General features: G+C 64.5%; 13 protein-coding genes. 4 read left to right on the forward strand and 9 right to left on the reverse strand.

Going from position 1 to position 17,734, the window contains the following annotated elements; all coding sequences use genetic code 11:
• Positions 1–113 precede the first annotated feature (113 nt).
• From GGR90_RS02185 to GGR90_RS02195, 3 genes are all read left to right on the forward strand, one after another.
• Positions 114–1,607 carry a sulfatase-like hydrolase/transferase gene (locus tag GGR90_RS02185; protein WP_245198366.1) on the forward strand — a complete coding sequence of 498 codons (1,494 nt, stop codon included), beginning with the start codon at positions 114–116 and terminating at the stop codon, positions 1,605–1,607.
• A 97-nt stretch (positions 1,608–1,704) separates the two neighbouring features.
• Positions 1,705–2,625 (forward strand): formylglycine-generating enzyme family protein, encoded by a 921-nt coding sequence (locus GGR90_RS02190; protein WP_167920774.1) that lies wholly within the window; start codon positions 1,705–1,707, stop codon positions 2,623–2,625.
• 2 nt (positions 2,626–2,627) lie between these two features.
• Positions 2,628–4,187: a sulfatase gene (locus tag GGR90_RS02195; protein ID WP_245198367.1), complete on the forward strand. Its 1,560-nt coding sequence runs from the start codon at positions 2,628–2,630 to the stop codon at positions 4,185–4,187.
• A 71-nt stretch (positions 4,188–4,258) separates the two neighbouring features.
• On the opposite strand, the gene GGR90_RS02200 is transcribed toward GGR90_RS02195, so the two are convergent.
• The 6 genes from GGR90_RS02200 to GGR90_RS02225 all read right to left on the reverse strand — a co-directional run bounded on the left by GGR90_RS02200 (position 4,259) and on the right by GGR90_RS02225 (position 12,940).
• The gene (locus tag GGR90_RS02200; protein ID WP_342449877.1) at positions 4,259–5,347 is read right to left on the reverse strand and encodes a glycoside hydrolase family 43 protein; all 1,089 of its coding nucleotides are present in this window, start codon (positions 5,345–5,347) and stop codon (positions 4,259–4,261) included.
• A gap of 17 nt (positions 5,348–5,364) precedes the next feature.
• The gene (locus GGR90_RS02205; protein WP_167919062.1) at positions 5,365–8,163 is read right to left on the reverse strand and encodes a TonB-dependent receptor; all 2,799 of its coding nucleotides are present in this window, start codon (positions 8,161–8,163) and stop codon (positions 5,365–5,367) included.
• 199 nt (positions 8,164–8,362) lie between these two features.
• Positions 8,363–9,784 carry a sulfatase-like hydrolase/transferase gene (locus tag GGR90_RS02210; RefSeq protein ID WP_167919064.1) on the reverse strand — a complete coding sequence of 474 codons (1,422 nt, stop codon included), beginning with the start codon at positions 9,782–9,784 and terminating at the stop codon, positions 8,363–8,365.
• A 26-nt stretch (positions 9,785–9,810) separates the two neighbouring features.
• Positions 9,811–10,440, reverse strand: coding sequence for a 2-dehydro-3-deoxy-6-phosphogalactonate aldolase (locus GGR90_RS02215; RefSeq protein ID WP_167919066.1), 630 nt, complete (start codon positions 10,438–10,440; stop codon positions 9,811–9,813).
• On the reverse strand, positions 10,437–11,315 hold the full coding sequence (locus tag GGR90_RS02220; RefSeq protein WP_167920777.1) for a 2-dehydro-3-deoxygalactonokinase: 879 nt from the start codon (positions 11,313–11,315) through the stop codon (positions 10,437–10,439). Before GGR90_RS02220 ends, GGR90_RS02215 begins: the two co-directional genes overlap by 4 nt.
• Complete coding sequence (locus GGR90_RS02225) at positions 11,306–12,940, reverse strand: sodium/sugar symporter (protein ID WP_167919068.1); 1,635 nt, start codon at positions 12,938–12,940, stop codon at positions 11,306–11,308. Before GGR90_RS02225 ends, GGR90_RS02220 begins: the two co-directional genes overlap by 10 nt.
• A gap of 126 nt (positions 12,941–13,066) precedes the next feature.
• On the opposite strand from GGR90_RS02225, the gene GGR90_RS02230 reads away from it, so the two are divergent.
• Positions 13,067–13,807: a FadR/GntR family transcriptional regulator gene (locus tag GGR90_RS02230; protein ID WP_167920778.1), complete on the forward strand. Its 741-nt coding sequence runs from the start codon at positions 13,067–13,069 to the stop codon at positions 13,805–13,807.
• Positions 13,808–13,822: 15 nt separating this feature from the next.
• Here GGR90_RS02230 and GGR90_RS02235 read toward each other — a convergent pair whose 3' ends face one another.
• The 3 genes from GGR90_RS02235 to GGR90_RS02245 are packed head-to-tail and all read right to left on the reverse strand — an operon-like array spanning position 13,823 to position 17,647.
• Positions 13,823–14,968, reverse strand: coding sequence for an aldose epimerase family protein (locus GGR90_RS02235; protein ID WP_167919070.1), 1,146 nt, complete (start codon positions 14,966–14,968; stop codon positions 13,823–13,825).
• 13 nt (positions 14,969–14,981) lie between these two features.
• Positions 14,982–15,836, reverse strand: coding sequence for an SMP-30/gluconolactonase/LRE family protein (locus GGR90_RS02240; RefSeq protein ID WP_167919072.1), 855 nt, complete (start codon positions 15,834–15,836; stop codon positions 14,982–14,984).
• Entirely contained in the window at positions 15,836–17,647 is a 1,812-nt protein-coding gene (locus GGR90_RS02245; protein WP_167919074.1) for an IlvD/Edd family dehydratase, read from the reverse strand. Before GGR90_RS02245 ends, GGR90_RS02240 begins: the two co-directional genes overlap by 1 nt.
• Between the last annotated feature and the right edge of the window lie 87 nt (positions 17,648–17,734).

Here is a 17,734-nt window from a genome sequence, read left to right on the forward strand (position 1 = left end):
AGCCGCGAAGCGGCCTTGCGCCAATGTTTAGGCCGAACAGAAAAGTAGACAAGCTTAATTAATACGATAAATATGTATTCATGCCGACGGGGAATCGGGAGTTGGGAGAGAATATGTTCAATCGGTCATCCACCGCCCTGCTCCCGGCCGCCAAAAGATTTTTCGCGACGGCCGCAATGAGTTTGGCGGCGATCGCGGCCGTGCCTCCCACAGCGGCGTTAGCGCAGGGATCGTCCCCGGCGCGCGCCGCCGAAGCCGGCAAGCAGACCGAGCGTCGGCCCAATATCCTGTTCATCCTCGTCGACGACATGGGCTTTGGCGACCTGTCGGTGATGGGGAACCGCAAGGTTCAGACCCCGAACCTCGACCGCCTTGCGCGCGAAGGGGTGCTGCTCACCAATTTCTACGACGCCGCGCCGATCTGTTCCTCATCGCGCGCGGGGTTCCTGACAGGGCGCTTCCCGGCCGATGTCGGTTTCGTCGGCATCACTGCAAGCCGCGCGCGCAACGCCGAGATCGGGCAGGTCGACTGGCTCGATCCGAAGCTGCCGACGATCGCCCGCCTGCTCCAGCAAAATGGATATAAAACCGCGCATATCGGCAAATGGCATCTCGGCGGCGGGCGCGACATCGGCGATGCGCCGTGGCCGACCGCTTATGGCTTCGACAAGAGTTTCACGACCTTCGAAGGGCTCGGCCCGCGCGTGCTCGTGTCGGACGAGGAACGCTTCCTTGCCCAGCAGTCGGACAAGCTGGGCGAAGGCCCGCGCTTCTGGGAACTCAAGACCAACCTCACCGGGCTTTATGCCGACATGACGGTCGATTTCGTCGCCCAGAATTCGGAGAAGCCATGGTTCGTGAACCTGTGGCTTAACGATATCCACGACCCCTGGGCGCCCGACGATGAAAGCCTCTCCGACGTCATGGGCAAGGGCGAATCCTCCGACGACGACCGGATGCTCGCGTCGCTGGTCAAGATGGACAAGACGCTCGGCCGGCTGGTCGAGCGCCTCGACCAGATGGGTGAAATGGACAATACGCTGATCCTCTTCACGTCGGACAATGGCCCCTCCCCGCTCGCGCGCTATTACGAACGCGGCGAGACCGCGCCGGGAAGCACCGAGGGGCTGCGCGGCCGCAAGTTCAGCCTGTACGAAGGCGGCATCCGTCAGCCGCTGATCCTATACTGGCGCGGCCATATGAAAGCCGGGACGCGCGACGAGCAGACGGTGGCGCAGGGCGTCGACCTCTTGCCGACCTTTGCCGGCATCCTGGGCGTCAAGAAGCCTGCGGGCAGCGTCGGGATCGACCTGTCGCCGGCGCTGCGGGGCCAGCCGGTCGCCAAGCGCCCCGACCTGTTCTGGGCCTATGGCAAGGAAGGCCGCCCCCTGTTGGGCAAGCCCAGCCAGCCGATCGACGTGTCGCCGCGCTTCGCCGTGCGCGAAGGCGACTGGAAACTGCTCGCCAACGATGGCGGCGCCGATGTCGAGCTCTACAATCTTGCGCGCGATCCGATGGAAAAGCAGGATATGGCGGCGAACGAGCCCGAAGTGCGCGGGCGCTTGCTGGCAAAGCTCAAGAAATGGCTTGCCCAGTTGCCCCAATGAGCGTGCAGCGAAGCGCCGAGCCACCACCGAACGAGATGAGTCCCCGACCATGAAAGCCGCATCGCGCCCCGCCGCCTCTGTCCCGTCGCTCGACGGCATGCGCTTCATCGAGGGCGGCAGCTTCACCATGGGGTCGGACCGCTTCTATCCCGAGGAGCAGCCGCTGCGCCGCGTCAAGGTCGACAGCTTCTGGATCGATGAAACGCCGGTGACCAATCGCGCCTTCGCCGAATTCGGCGCGGCAACGGGCTATCGCACCCTCGCCGAACTGCCGCCCGATCCCAAGCTCTATCCGGGCGCCGACCTGGAGGGCGTCGAGCCCGGATCGCTGCTGTTCCAAAAAGCCGATGGCCTCGTCCCGCTCGACGATCCATCGGGGTGGTGGGCCTTTGTCCCCGGCGTCGACTGGCGCCATCCGACCGGCCCCGACAGCTCGATCGAAGGAATGGAGGACCACCCCGTCGTCCATGTCGCCTACTCCGATGCCGAGGCCTATGCGAAATGGGCCGGCAAATCGTTGCCGACCGAGGCGGAGTGGGAATATGCCGCGCGCGGCGGCGTCGACGGACAGGACTATGCCTGGGGCGACGAGCTGGCGCCCGATGGCGCGATTCTCGCCAATTACTGGCTCGGCCTGTTTCCCGTCTCGACAACGAAGGCCGACGGCAATTACCGCACGACGCCGGTCGGCAGCTTTCCGGCCAATAGCTATGGCCTAATCGATATGATCGGTAACGTCTGGGAATGGACGCGCGACTGGTATGCGGCGCCCCAGGCGGCGAAGACCAAGTCGCCCTGCTGCGCGATCACCAATCCGCGCGGCGCGACGCTCGCGCAAAGCTATGACGATGCGACGCCCGGCGCGCGCATCGGCCGCAAGGTCATGAAGGGCGGATCGCACCTGTGCGCCGTCAACTATTGCCAGCGTTACCGCCCGGCGGCGCGGCATCCGCAACATGTCGACAGCGCGACGAGCCACATCGGCTTTCGCTGCGTGTCGCGACGAAAGGGAGAATGACTATGCGGCGCACCGCGCACTGGACCCGGCGGGCGATGCTCGCCTTGCTGATCACCGCGACCTCGGCCTGCTCGCAAGCGCCCGCGCCGCGAGCGGGCGTGAAACCGACGCCCACGACAGCGCAGCGCCCCAATGTCCTGCTGATCCTCGTCGACGATCTCAAGCCCGCGCTCGGCGTCTATGGCGACCGCACCGCGATCACCCCGAACATGGATCGTCTTGCCGAGCGCGGGGTGCGTTTCGATCTCGCCTATGCCAATCAGGCCGTCTGCGCGCCGAGCCGCATCAACCTGATGACCGGAGCGCGCTCGACGAGCAGCGGCATCTATAATTTCGGGATGAACCTGCGCGACTATGTGCCGGACGCGGTGACCCTGCCGCAATATTTCATGCGCGCGGGCTATCACACCGAAAGCATGGGCAAGGTCTATCACATCGGCCACGGCACCGTCGGCGACACCGCTGGCTGGTCGGTCCCGCACCACAAGGAAAAGGTGATCGAATATGTCGATCCCGCCAGCACCGGCGGCAAGCCGACGCAGGAAGAGGCGCTGTTCGAAGAGATTCCGGTGCCCGAGGGCAACCCCTTCGCCTATGCCCGCACGCTCGCGCGCGGCGCGGCGTGGGAAATGCCCGACGTCGCCGACGAAGCCTATGCCGACGGCCGCACCGCCAAGCGCGCCGGGGAACGGCTGAAGGCGCTGAAAAACAGCAAGCAGCCCTTCTTCCTCGCCGTCGGTTTCGCGCGTCCGCACCTACCCTTCTCGGTCCCGAAACGTTATTGGGACATGTATGATCCGGCGAAGCTGCCGATGCCCGACTTCGAACAGCTGCCCGAAGGCGCGCCCGCCTATACCGACAAGCAGGGCGGCGAGATCAACGCCTATCGCGAGCCGCCGCGGAACGTCCGCGGCGACCAGTTTCCGCCCGAGCTCAAGCGCCAGTTGCTGCACGGCTATTATGCCGGCGTTTCCTACGTCGATGTCCAGATCGGCAAGGTGCTGAAAGCGCTCGAACGCGAAGGGCTTGCCGACAACACCGTCGTCGTCCTGTGGGGCGATCATGGCTATCATCTCGGCGACCATGGCATCTGGACCAAACACACCAATATGGAGCAGGCGACGCACATCCCGCTGATCTTTGCGGGACCAGGCATCGTCGAGGGACGTTCGACGGACCAGCTTGCCGAGACGGTCGACATCTATCCGACGCTTGCCGCGCTCGCCGCCCTGCCCGCCCCCACCGGCCCGCAACCGATCGACGGCATCTCGCTGGCGCCGGTGCTGCACGACCCCGCGGCGCGCGTGCGCGGCTATGCCTATCACGCCTATCCGCGCCCCGGACGGCTCGGGCAGGCGATCCGCACCGACCGCTATCGGCTCGTCCGCTGGACGCAGGAAAAGACCGGCGCGCGCGACTATGAACTTTATGATCTGGTTGCCGACCCCCAGGAGACGCGCAACCAGGCGGATGCGCTGCCCAAGATACGCGCCGAGCTCGACGCGATCCTCGACAGCCAGCCGGCGGCGCAGCCGATCAATGGCAAGCCCCGCAAGAACTGAGGAGGGTTCGAGGACAAAGAAAAGGCCGCGGAACTCCGCGGCCTTTTCTTTATGTGCTACGAACTGAGCGGTCAGCGTCCGCCCGACGGCACCGGAAGCGGCGTGCCGCTGGCCACCGGCTCGCCGAACTGGGGCCATCCCGCCTCGCTCCACCCGAAACGCTGAATATGCGGCGCTCGCGCGGGCGTGCATTTCATTCCCGGCCCCGGATTGGCGTGATAGATGATCCAGCTTTCCTTGCCGTCGGGCGAGGTGAAAAAGCCGTTGTGGCCCGTCGCATAGACGCCGTTCGCGCTCTTGAAGACGGGCTGGGCGGTCTTCGTCCAGACCTTGGGATCGAGTATGTTCGATCCCGCCGGCGCATGCAGCAGACCGAGCGCATAATCGTCGGACCAGCAGGCGCTCGCCGAATAGGTCAGAAACAGGTCGCCCTTGGGCCCGAGCAGGAATTCGGGGCCTTCGAGGATCTGGCGCCCGCCCTGTTTTTCCCATGCCTTGTCGGGCATCGCGATCACGCTTTCGGGCCCGGTGAGCGTCCAGGGATTGGCCATTTCCGCGATCGCCAGCCCGCTGTCGGAACCGATATAGGGCGAATAGGCGAAATAGCGTTTGCCGCCATGGTCGAAAACGGTGCCGTCGATACCCGCGCGCGCCGTGTTCACGCGCCCGCGGTCGACCCATTCGCCCCGCATCGGATCGGCGCCCGCGTTCTCGATCACGAAGACCGCGCGATGCTGGTCGTCCTTGAAGCCGCTCGCGGTCGCCGAATAATAGAGATACCATTTGCCGTCGAGGCGGTGGAGTTCGGGTGCCCAGATGCTGTGCGCGTTCGGCCCCTTCGCGGGCGGCGTCCACACGACGCGCTTCTCCGCTTTCGCGAGGTCGGCGATATTGTCGGTCCGCCACAGCATCAGGCGGTCGCCGAGCGTGTGCGTGTAATAATAGACGCCGCCCACTTGCGTGATCCACGGATCGGGGCCCGAGGTGAGCAGCGGGTTGGTGAAGGTCGCCGGCGGCGCGTCCTTCCCGCCCGCCGGAACGACCATGCCGGCAAAAAGCGCCGCCGCGAGCAGCGCGGCCGATCGCCGGATGCGTCCGCCATATGGCTTGTCGAGGCGGCGGATCGAACCCGCCGCCCCTTTCTTGCAGGCGACCTTCATTTGATTTCCTCGTCGGTTCAGAATTTTACGCGCGCGCCGATGCTATAGACCGTCTCGTCGCCGTGCAGCGCGAGGACGACCCGCTTGTCGCCCCAATAGGTCGAGGTCTTGTTGCGCAGGATATTGGTGCCGCCGATGTCGAGCCGCAACGCGTCGGTCACGTCATAGCCGATGCTGAAATCGAGACGGCCGGCCGGGCGGACGTAGGACAGGAACACCGGGAGATAGGGATCGTCGATCGGCCGGCTTTCGTCATAGGGCCGTACCGCGACGCCGCCCGTATTGTCGCCGTTGATATATTTGGAACGGAAGGTCCAGATCAGGCGGCCGCTCAGGCCCTTTTTGTCATAGAGGAGGCCAGCGGTATAATTATATTTGGACACGCCGACCAGCGGCTTGCCCGCGAGTGTGTCATCGCCCTTGACCTTTGAATCCGCCAGCGTGAACGCGCCCTGCACGCCGAATCCCGACAATGCGCCCGGCAGGAAGTCGAAGAAATATTGCGCGCTGACCTCGATACCCTTCAAATCGACCGATCCGACGTTGCGCGGGGTGGAGATCAGGTAATTTTCGCCCGCGATCTCCTCCTGCCGGTTCGACGTGACGACGCGGTCCTTGATCGACCGATAATAGCCGGTGACCGCGACATAGCCGCTGTCGAAATAATATTCGGCGGTCAGGTCGATGCTGTCCGATTTTTGCGGGCGCAGGTCGGGGTTGCCGCGCGTGCCGTTGTTGATCAGGAACACATTGCCCACAACAGTGAGCGATTCCGCCGGGTTGAGCGAGCCGAAATCGGGGCGCCGCATCGAGCGCGAATAGGTCAGGCGCGTCTGGAACGATCCCGGGAACTTCAGCCGCGCGGTCGCCGACGGCAGGATGTCGATGTCGGACCGTTTGGCGACAATCGGGCTGAAGACATCGCTGCCCTCGACGCGCTCAAAGCCCGAAATGGTGCGGTCGGTCTTGACGACGCGCGTTCCGACTACGCCGTCGAGCGTGAGCGCACCGATCGGGATTTCATAGCTGCCTTCCATATAGGCCGCGTACGTCGCCTCGTCGGCGTTGAATTCCTTGGTCGGGTCATAAGCCGGTGCCGCAAGCGTCAGGCCGAACAGGTCGCGCAGCTCGTTGCGCCCGCGTTCGGACCGCAGATAGGCGGGGTTCACGCCCAAAAACGCCTGCCCGCCGTTGAGCCGCGGCGCGACGCCGATGACGCCGAGGAAATCGGGCGATAGCGGCAAAGAGGAAATCAGCCGCGCATTCGCTTCCGACGGCGTGCCGATATTGCCGAAACCGATCGACCCCACCGTGTTGGTCTGCCGCACCTGCTGAAACCGCGCATCGCGCTTGGCATAGCGCAGGCCGCCGCGAAGCTTGGTCAATATGCCGTCAAATTCATATTCGCTGTCGAGCCGCGCCTGGAACAGGCTGCCCTCGCGGGCCGAGAAATTCTGGTTGATCGAATTGCGCAGCGACACATTTTCGGAACTGAGCGGGATCGACGGATCGAGGGTGAAGGACGGACCATCATTGTCGTCGAATTCGACGAAGACCGTCGGCACACGTTGGCCGACTTCGGCGTTAAAATTCTCGGTCACCGAGCGCGACGTCTGATAGGCGACATCGACCTTGAACACGCCGCGATCATGTTCGAAAATCAGGCCGCCGGCGACCATCTTGTTCCGCTGCGTCACCTCTTCGGACGAGCTGTTCTGGTTGACCACGACATTGTTGAAGCGCGCGCTCTTGAGTTCGCACATGGTCTGGACGGTCGCCGGCTGGAGCGTCACATCGCCGTCGGCGCCGGTCACGAGCTGCGGGTTGGTGCCGTTGGCGTTGACGCGCGCGTCGATGCAATAATCGCTGACCGTGATGTCCGAAATCTGCGAACCATTGGTGAACGGCTGCGGATTGAATCCGGCAAAGCCCGTCGTGCTGTTGAAATAGGTATACAGGCCGTCGGCATAGAGTTGCAGCGACGGGGTCGCCTGCCATTGCAGCGCGGCATTGGCCTGAAAGCGTTTGATGTCGCCGACATCGGGCATGTTGCGCAGCACCTGCGGCACCATGATTCCCGGCGTGCCGAGCGGCGCACCCGCGGCGTAGCGTCGTTCGCCCAGATTGGTGACGCTGCGGATATTCTTCGCCTGCGACCAGGTTACATTGACCAGCGCGCCGATCTCGCCGATCGAGGTGTCGGTCTTGGCGGCCGCCAAGGCCCCGAGCTGCGGATTGCTCGCATCGGCGATCGTCGCGTAATTCTGGCGCGCCGTCAGAACGAAGGTCGGGTCGCGAAAGTCGAAGGGGCGGTTGAGCCGCAGGTCGAGCGCGCCGGCAACGCCGCCCTCGATCTGGTCCGCCGTCTGCGATTTGAAAGCGTCGATCCGCGCGAGGGCTTCGGCGGGCACATCCTGCAAATCGAAGCCGCGTCCGGTGGTGGTCACGACCTCGCGCCCGTTCACCGTCGTCAAAATATCGGTGAGGCCGCGGATGCGGACGGTCGACAGCTCATTGTTGCGGTCGTTCTGAACCTGAATGCCGGGGACGCGTTGCAGGGCGGCGGCGACGGTCGGGTCGGGCAGCTTGCCGATGTCGGTCGCGACGATCGAATCGACGACCTGCGTCGCGTTGCGCTTGACCTCCGCCGCGCGTTCGAGCGACTGGCGCACGCCGGTGACGACGATATCGCCATCGGTGCTTTCCGCTTGCGGGGACGGATCCTGTGCGACGGGCGCCGCTGTATCCTGAGCAACCGCCGGCATCGAAACAAACACAGCCGTCGCCGACACAGCGCCCAACAAAGTCTTACGCATAACTCTCTCCCTGTTCGACGCGTTTCGCGCGTTCGTCACCAACCTCCGATCTCGGAGCGATTCTTAGACGATAAATAATATAAAACGGAGAATAGGGCAATGCGCGGATAGCGACATGCGGCCACAATCGACAAAAAAAAATGCGCCGGAGTCAGGCTCCGGCGCATCATCATCTTGTCGGATGGATCGGTAATGGTCCTCAGTCGCTCTCGCCGCTCATCGGGCCGCGTTCGAAACGGGGCTTCACGGGCACCGCCCCGCTATCGCCCTGCGCCTTGCGCCAAGCGGCGAGGCGGCTGCGAAGCTCCGACAATGGCTTGGCATAACGCGGATCGCTCGCGAGATTCACCTTCTCGTCGGGGTCCGCCTGCAGGTCATAGAGTTCCTCGGCGGGGCGCTTGTAATAGCTGTCGACGATCGCCTTGGCAGCGGGATCTTTGTCCGTCGCCTCGCGCCACGAAGGGAAATAGGCGCCCGAGTCGGTGCGCATCACCTTCAGGTCGATGTGCGTCGTATAGGTCCAGTCGGGATGGAGATTCTCGATATATTTCCAGCGGTCGGTGCGAATGCTGCGCATCGGATAGACATTGACCCGGCCGTCATTGTTGTGGGTGGTGAAGATTTCCTTCCGCCCCCCGGCCGCCTTGCCGACCCCCAGCAGACCGGCAAAGGAAAGCCCGTCGATGCCGTCGGGCGTTTCACCGCCGGCAAGCTCGACCAGCGTCGGCAGGACATCGACCCAGCTGACCATCGCATCGGTGCGGGTTCCCGCCTTTACATGGCCGTTCCAGCGCACGACCATCGGCACGCGGGTGCCGGTGTCATAGAGGTTCCACTTGCCGAACGGCCATTGGGTGCCATGGTCGGTCGAATAGAGGACGAAAGTGTCCTTCCCCAGCACCGCATCGACGGCGTCCATCGTCGAAGCAAGGTCCTGATCCATGCGCGTCACCGCGGCATAGAAACGCGCGCGCGCATCGCGGGTGATCGGCGTATCGACCGTCTTCGGCGGCAGCTTCATCGCGGCGGGATCATAACCCTCGGTCGTCCGGGGCCACGGCACATGCGGCCAGTTGGAGCCGACGAACAGCGCCAGCGGGCGCTTGTCCTTGCGCGCCTTCAGCCATTCGGCGGCGGCCGGAATGCCCTTGTGATCGTGGAATGTGTCGTTCGCATAATAGTCAAACCCGTAAGTGCCCGTGTGCTGGTAATGCGCGACCTTGCCGAAGGCGACGACCTCATAACCCTGTTCCTGCAGATAGGAGGGTAGTTTGCGGATCGCCGCGTTGGCGCGGTCATGGTTCGCTTCCGCCCCGTTGCGCGCGGGCATCATCCCGGTGAGCAGCGCGGCGCGGCTCGGCGCGCACGCGGGCGAAGCGACGAAAGCACGGTCGAACGACAGGCCTTCGGCAGCGAGGCGCTGCAAAGCGGGAGTGCGGACATTGCCGTCGCCGCCGAGCGGCACGTCGGCATAGCTCAGGTCATCGGCCAGGAAGATCACGATATTGGGCTTCGCCGGCGACTTGGCGGCGCCCCGCGCATAGCCGGGCATGGCAGAAGCGAAGGAAAAGGCGAGGATGCTCGACGCGAGCACCAAGTTGCGCCGGTTGAATTCAGGCATGGGTTGTCTCCCGGATTATGAAGTTTTTATCGGCCGAGTGCCGCGATGAAGGCGCGCGCGCGGTCGCCGACCTCGCTCGCCGCCATGCCCGGCTTGTAGAGCGCCGACCCGAGACCGAAGCCCGCCGCGCCCGCCGCAAGCCATGGCGCCATATTGTCGGGCGCGATGCCGCCGACGGGCAGCAATCGCGTTCCCCCCGGAACCACCGCGCCCAGTGCCTTGAGCACCGCCGGACTGGCGGCCTCCGCCGGAAAGAGCTTCAGCGCCGACGCGCCCGCCGCCAGCGCGGCGAAAGCCTCGCTCGGCGTCGCGAAGCCCGGCAGCGACACGAGGCCCGCGCCGGCCGTCGCGGCGACGACCTCGACATTGGTGTTGGGCGAAATGATCATCGTGCCGCCGACGTCGGCGACGGCGACGACATCGGCAGTCGCCAGCACCGTGCCGGCACCGACGACCGCGCGTCCCTTCAACCGCCTGGCAAGGCGGCCGATGCTGTCCAGCGGGTCCGGCGAGTTCAGCGGGACTTCGATCAGCGTAAAGCCCGCCTCGACCAGTGCGTCGCCGATCGCCTCGACCTCGTCCGGCTTCACGCCGCGCAGGATCGCGATCAGCGGACAGCGCGCGAAGGCGGCGTCGAAGGCGGCAACATGGGTCATAGGGCTTTGTCTCCGATGGCAAGGACGCCGCGCGCAAAGGCGCTGTGGCTGTCGACGATCACCGGCTCGCGGCCGGTCGCCGCGACGGCAGCGGCGTAAAGATTGCCGAGCCCGGGGTCGGCGAGAATATGGATCTGTTCGAATGCGCAATCGTCCATGCGCGCGGCAACGTCGGCGCCGATCAGCACCCCGCTCGCAAAGGACGCCGCGTCGGCATCGCCGCGAACGCCGAGCACCGATGCCGCGCGGATGCCAAACAGCGACGCCGCGAGATCACGCCGCGCGCCTTCGGCGAGCCCTTCGCGAAACGCGTCGCCATCCGTAACCTCGGCGGTCAGCGCCCGCGCGAGCAGACTGTGCCCGCGGAGCAGCGCGAACAGCTCGCCGGTCATCGCGGTGGTGAAGCCGCCAATCCGCCCGTCCTTCATCGTCGCCCATTTGCAATGGGTTCCGGGCTGAGCGAGCAGCGCGTCGGACGGCACCATCCAGCCCGCGACCGCGCCGAGCAATTGCACTTCCTCGCCGCGCATCACGTCGGCGCGTCCGCCGGCGGAACAGGAAACGCCCGGCACGATCGCGGTGCGGTCATCGATCCAGTCGAGCCCAGCCACCAGTTCGTCGATCCCCGCCGGCACCGCAACATAGGGCACGACGCGCCAGCCGACGGTCGAGCCGACCATGCCCGCGAGCAGCATCGGCAGATCGCCGAAGCGTTCGCGGATCGCCGCAACCTCGCCCGCGAAGTCGGTAACCGACGCGGCCCCGCGATCGTCGCGCTCGGTATGCACGACCGCGCCGTCCTCGAACCGGAACACGCGCCGGTTGGTCGTGCCCCAGTCGACGGCGAGAAAGGCGGACGGCGCGCTCACCACCAGGTCGCGTAGAGCGCGATGAGGATCAGGATCACCAGCACGCCCGCGATATTGAAGCCCTTGGTCGTAGCGAAGGAGACGCCTTGCATGACGATCCGGTTGCTGTCGGCGCGCGCGGGGCGCGCGAGCGACACGATCACCGCCAACGCGAGGCTGGCGAAGAAGACGATGAGCATGCGATCCATGAAAGGCACGGCGTTGAGCGCGGCGATCCCGCCCCATTCGGCAGGGAACCAGAAAATGAGGCTGAACACCACCGAGGCGACGGCGCCGACCAGCGCTCCCGCTTCGGTCGCGCGGGGCCAGAACAGACCGAGCAGGAAGATGACGGTGATGCCCGGCGTTACGAAACCGGAGAATTCCTGGATATACTGGAATGCCTGGTCGAGGCTGCCAAGCAACGGGCGCGCGGTAAAGATCGCGAGAAGCGTTGCAACAACGGCGGTGATCCGACCCACGAATACCAGCTGGCGTTCGTGTGCGCTGGTGAGGTCAGCGTCCTGCCCGGCCTCTTGCGCCCGCGACTGCACCCCTTTCATCTTGGCATAGAGATCGAGCGTGAAGATGGTGGCGACCGAATTGATCTTGGACGCGGTCGAGGCGATGATCGCCGCCACCAATGCTGCGAAGACGAGGCCGAGCAGGCCGACCGGCAGCAGTCCCATCATCGTCGGATAGGCCTGATCGGGCTTTGCCAGATCGGGCGCGAGAAGCACCGCCGCGATCCCCGGAAGAACGATGATCACGGGCATCAGCAGCTTGAGGAACGCGGCGAACACCACGCCCTTTTGCGCCTCGCCAAGGTTCTTGGCCGCCAGCGCGCGCTGGATGATATATTGGTTGAACCCCCAATAGCTGAGGTTGGCGATCCACATGCCGCCGATCAGCACCGAAAGCCCCGGCAAATCCTTGTAAAAAGGATTGTCCTGCGAGAGGATCATGTCGAACTTCTCGGGCAATTCGGTGGTCAGGCGGGCAAAGCCGCCGAGCACGCCTGCATCGCCGCCGATCTGACTGAGCGTGAGATAAGAGATGACGAGGCCGCCGAACACGAGCAGCGTCACCTGGACGATATCGGTCAGCGCCACGGCCTTAAGCCCGCCCCGAAGCTGATAGACTAGTGCAAAGGCACCCAGGCCGAACAAGGCGATGTCTTGGTCCACCCCAGCCACTTGGGTCACCGCGATCGAGCCCAGCCAGAGGATCGACGTCAGGTTGACGAAAATATAGAGCGCCAGCCAGAACACAGCCATCACGGTGCGGATCGTCGGTCCGAACCGCTGTTCCAGGAACTGCGGCATGGTGTAGATTTCATTTTTCAGGAAGATCGGCAGGAACCATTTGCCGACGATCAACAGCGTCAGCGCCGCCATCCATTCGTAGGAAGCGATCGCAAGCCCGATCGCGTAGCCCGATCCGGACATGCCGACGATCTGCTCCGCCGAAATGTTCGCGGCGATCAATGATGCGCCGATCGCCCACCAGGGGAGCGATTTTGAGGCGAGGAAATAGTCCGACGAGTCTTTCGCATGGCCCGCTTTTTCGCGGCTGACCCATTGCGCGAGGCCGAAAATGCCGATGGCATATATGACGATGACGATGATATCGATTTGCGACAGGCCCGACATCGGACTCTCCCCTTGGCTGTTCGTTGAAATCACATTTATCTGATTTAAACGGCTTGTCTAGCTTCCTGTGCGGAATCGGTGATAAGGCCGGTCAAAATATAGTGTGTGGAGACGAACGTGGCGAACATGTCGGGATTGGGAATTGAGGATACGGGGCCGCAGCTTGGACGCAATCTGACTTATGGCATGCTCGACGCGATCGGGCGCGCGATCGTCGTCGGCGATTACGACGGCGCGACCTTTCCGACCGAAGCCGAACTCGCCAAGCAGCATGGCGTCAGCCGCTCGGTGACGCGTGAAGCGGTGAAGATGCTGACCGCGAAGGGGCTGCTCAGCGCGCGTCCCCGCCAGGGCACGACCGTCCAGCCGACCACCTCCTGGAACCTCTTCGACACCGACGTCCTGCGCTGGCTGCTCGAGCGGCAATTCTCGATCGACCTGCTGCGGCAGTTCAACGAGCTCCGCGTCGCGATCGAACCCGAAGCGGCGGCGCTCGCCGCGCGCGTCGCGACGGTCGATGATATCGAACGGGTGAACGCGGGCCTCAAACGGATGGAACGCGCCGAACGCGGCGACGACGATGCACTGGAAAGCGACATCGCCTTTCACGTCGCCGTTCTGCGCGCGTCACGAAACCCGTTCTACGCCCAGTTCCGCGACGTCGTCAGCACCGCGCTGCGGACCTCGATCCGTTTCACCAACCGCGTCAAGGGTCGTACCGCCAATGTCGCCGACCACGCCGCGGTGCGCGATGCGATCGCGGGCGGCAATCCCGAGAAGGCGCGCAAGGCGATGCGCGCGCTGATCAGCGATGTGCTCGAATTGATCGACACCGCCAAGCCCGATGGCGCCGCCGCCGGGCGGTGACGGCGCCGGTCCGGCCTATCGCTTCGCCTTCGCCCTCGTCGTGAAGCGATAGGTCATCACATTGCGATAGGTTTCGCCGGGGGCGAGGCGCGCGTTCGGAAAGTTCTTCTGGTTCGGCGCGTCGGGGAAAATCTGCGGCTCCATGACCAGCGCATCACCCATGCGATAGATTTTCTTGCTCTTGCCATGGCTCGTCGCGTCGAAGAAATTGCCCGAATACATCTGCAAGCCCGGCTGGTTCGACCAGAGTTCGAATCCGCGCCCCGAGGCCGGATCCTCGACCCGCGCCATCAGATGCTGGTCGGCGGTGACCTTGCGGCCGATCACCCAATTATGGTCATAGCCGCGGCCGAAGACGATCTGTTCGTCGCTGGCATCGCGGACGCGCTCTCCAATGACGGTCGGCTTGCGGAAATCGAACACCGTGCCGGCGACCGGGCGATATTCGCCGGTCGGAATCGCGCCCGAATCGGTCGGGAGATAATGGTCCGCCGGGATCGTGACGACATGCCCCATCGCGCCGTTCGCCGAGCCTTCGCCCGACAGGTTCCAATAGGCATGGTTGGTGATGTTCGCGATCGTCGGCCGGTCGGTGGTCGCGATATATTCGATCCTAAGGTCGTTCTTCTCGTCGAGCGAATAGATCGCATCGACGGTCATCGTCCCCGGATAACCCTGATCGCCGTCGGGGCTGACATAGCGCAGCGTGACCGACGCCGTCGGCCCGCTCTTGACCGAAGTCACCTCCCACAAGACCTTGTCGAAGCCAAGCGTGCCGCCGTGCAGCGCGTTGGCGCCATTGTTGATCGGCGTCTGCCACGTCTTGCCGTCGAGCTTGAAGCGCCCGCCCGCGAGCCGATTGGCGAAGCGGCCGACGGTCGAGCCAAAATATTGCGGAACCTCGATATAATCGGAGAGATCGTCGTAACCGAGCGCGACATCGGCCTTCTTGCCGTCGCGATCGGGCATCACCACCGATTGCAGCGTCGCGCCGAGCGCAATGACCTTTGCCGAAATGCCGTTGGCGTTGGTCAGCGTCACCGCCGGCACGCCACGCCCGTCGGGCATCTTGCCAAAGGTCGATTGCGATGCCTCCGCGCCTATCGCGGGCGTTGCCGCGACCAAGGCCGCCGCGGCGGCTCCCCAAGCCAGTTTCGTCATCTTCTTCACTCCTCTAACCCTTGTATTTCTGAGCCGGCAGACCGCGGCAGCCCGGATCGACTTCGAACAGGGCGCCGCCATGTTCTTCGGTCACGCCATCGGACGCCGAAGTGACGAACATCCGGTCGAGGCCGGGTCCCGCGAAGGTGCAGCTGGTGATTTGCGACGCCGGCAGCGCGATATGGCGATCGGGCGTGCCGTCGGGCGCGAAGCGCATGACGCGCGAAGCGCCCCAGCAAGCGACCCACAGGCCGCCTTCGGCGTCGAAGGTCATGCCGTCGGGATTGCCCCATGCTTCCTCGAACAGGATGAAAGGCGCCGCATCGCCGAGCGATCCGTCGTCGTGGATATCGAAGCGAAAGATCGTCCCGCGCGCGGTATCGGTGTGCAGCAGGAAAGCGCCGTCCGGATCGATCGCGGGACCGTTGGCGATCGTATAGGGGCCGTCGACCTGCGTCAGCGTGCCGTCGGGATCGAGGCGATAGAATGCGCCCGACGGCCGGTCGCAAGTGACGGGCATCGTCCCGGCCCAGATCCGGCCCATCGCGTCCGCCTTGGCATCGTTCAACCGGTTGCCGGCGTTGCGCGGATCGACCGAAACGATCGCCTCGCGCATATCGGTATCGAGGTCGATGCGAACGATGTCGCGGCCAATCCCCGCAACAAGGCCTCCCGCCTCGCGCTCGATGATCCACGCGGCATAATGCGGCTGTTCGAAACTTTCGACCCGCCCATCCGCGACCGCCATGCGGTTGATCCGGCGGCCCAATATGTCGACCCAGAAGAGCGAGTCATCTCGCGCCGACCACAGGGGGCCTTCGCCCAAGCGGTCGCGCCGCTCGCGCGTAATCACCCGCACATCGGACATCAGTGGCTGTCCCGCGGCAAGCCGCGCGTCTGCGCGATGCGCTGATATTTGACCGCCATTTCGAGCACCGCGCCGCTGTCGAATTGCCCCGTCAGCGCACGGTGGATTTCCTGCCACGGCGTCTGCGCAGGCGGCATATACTCGGGCTCGGCCTTGAGCTCGGCGCGGCGCCGATCGAGTTCGGCATCATCGACGAGCATGTTCGCGGTGCGCTTGGCCAAGTCAATGCGAATGCGGTCGCCGGTGCGCACCAGCGCCAACCCCCCGCCGATGACGGCTTCGGGCGCGGCGTTCAGGATCGACGGACTGCCGCTTGTCCCCGACTGGCGCCCGTCGCCGATGCACGGCAGCGCATGAACGCCCGTCTGGATCAGCGCCGCGGGCGGACGCATGTTCACAACCTCGGCGCCGCCGGGATAGCCGATCGGCCCCGCACCGCGCATGATGAGGATCGAATTGGCGTCGGCGCCGAGCGCCGGATCGTCGATGCGGCTGTGATAATCCTCGGGCCCGTCGAATACGACCGCGACGCCCTCGAACGCGTCGGGGTCGGCCGCATTGCTCAGATAACGTTCACGGAATTCGGGCGAAATGACGCTGAGTTTCATCACCGCATTGTCGAACAAATTGCCGCGCAGCACGGTCAGCCCCGCCGCGGGCTTCAGCGGCGCGTCGAGCGTGCGGATGACATCGATATCCTGTGTATCGGCCTCGCCGATGTTCGCCGCAACCGTCTGACCATTGGCGGTCAGCGCGTCGCCCTCGATCAGCCCGGCGCGCAGCAATTGCCCCATCACCGCGGGAACGCCGCCGGCGCGATAGAAATCCTCGGCCAGATAGCTGCCCGCCGGCTGCAGATTGACGATCAGCGGCACATCGGCACCCTGCGCCTCCCAGTCCTCGAGCGTCAGTTCGACGCCGATATGACGCGCGATCGCGTTGAGGTGGATCGGCGCGTTGGTCGACCCGCCGATCGCCGAATTGACGCGGATCGCGTTCAAAAAAGCGGTGCGCGTCAAAATATCGCTCGGCTTGCGGTCGGCGTGGACCATCTCGACAATCTGCATGCCCGTTCGATAGGCGCATTCCTGCCGGTCGCGATAGGGCGCTGGGATCGCCGCCGACCCCGGCAACGACATGCCGAGCGCCTCGGTGAGCGAATTCATCGTCGTCGCGGTTCCCATCGTGTTGCACCAGCCGGTAGACGGCGCGGACGAGGCGACGAGTTCGAGGAAGCCCTTGTAATCGATCTCGCCCGCCGCGAGCATTTCGCGGGCTTTCCACACGATCGTGCCCGATCCGGTGCGCTCGCCCTTGAACCAGCCGTTGAGCATCGGGCCGACCGACAGCGCGATCGCCGGGAGATTCACCGTCGCCGCCGCCATCAGGCACGCCGGCGTCGTCTTGTCGCAGCCGACCGTCAAAACGACGCCGTCGAGCGGATAGCCGTGGATGGCTTCGACGAGGCTCAGATATTGGAGGTTGCGGTCGAGCCCCGCGGTCGGGCGCTTGCCGGTTTCCTGGATCGGATGCGTCGGAAATTCGATCGCGATGCCGCCCGCGTCGCGGATTCCGTCGCGCACGCGCTTGGCGAGTTCGAGGTGATGACGATTGCACGGGGTCAGATCGCTGCCGGTCTGGGCGATACCGATGATCGGCCGCCCCGACTGCAGCTCATCGATGCTGAAACCATAGTTCAGATAGCGTTCGAGATAGAGTGCCGTCATATCCGGATTATCCGGATTGTCGAACCAGGCACGCGACCGCAGCCCTCTCTTGCCTTCTGGCCGCGTTTTCGCCCCTTCTCCCATATATATCCTTCTCGATGCGCAATTTAAGGCCATGGCCGGAATCGGTTGATAACGCGATCCGCGACAGATAGGAAGCATATATATCAG

Origin of the sequence: Sphingopyxis italica, from assembly GCF_011926545.1 — a bacterium.
Classification (GTDB): domain Bacteria; phylum Pseudomonadota; class Alphaproteobacteria; order Sphingomonadales; family Sphingomonadaceae; genus Sphingopyxis; species Sphingopyxis italica.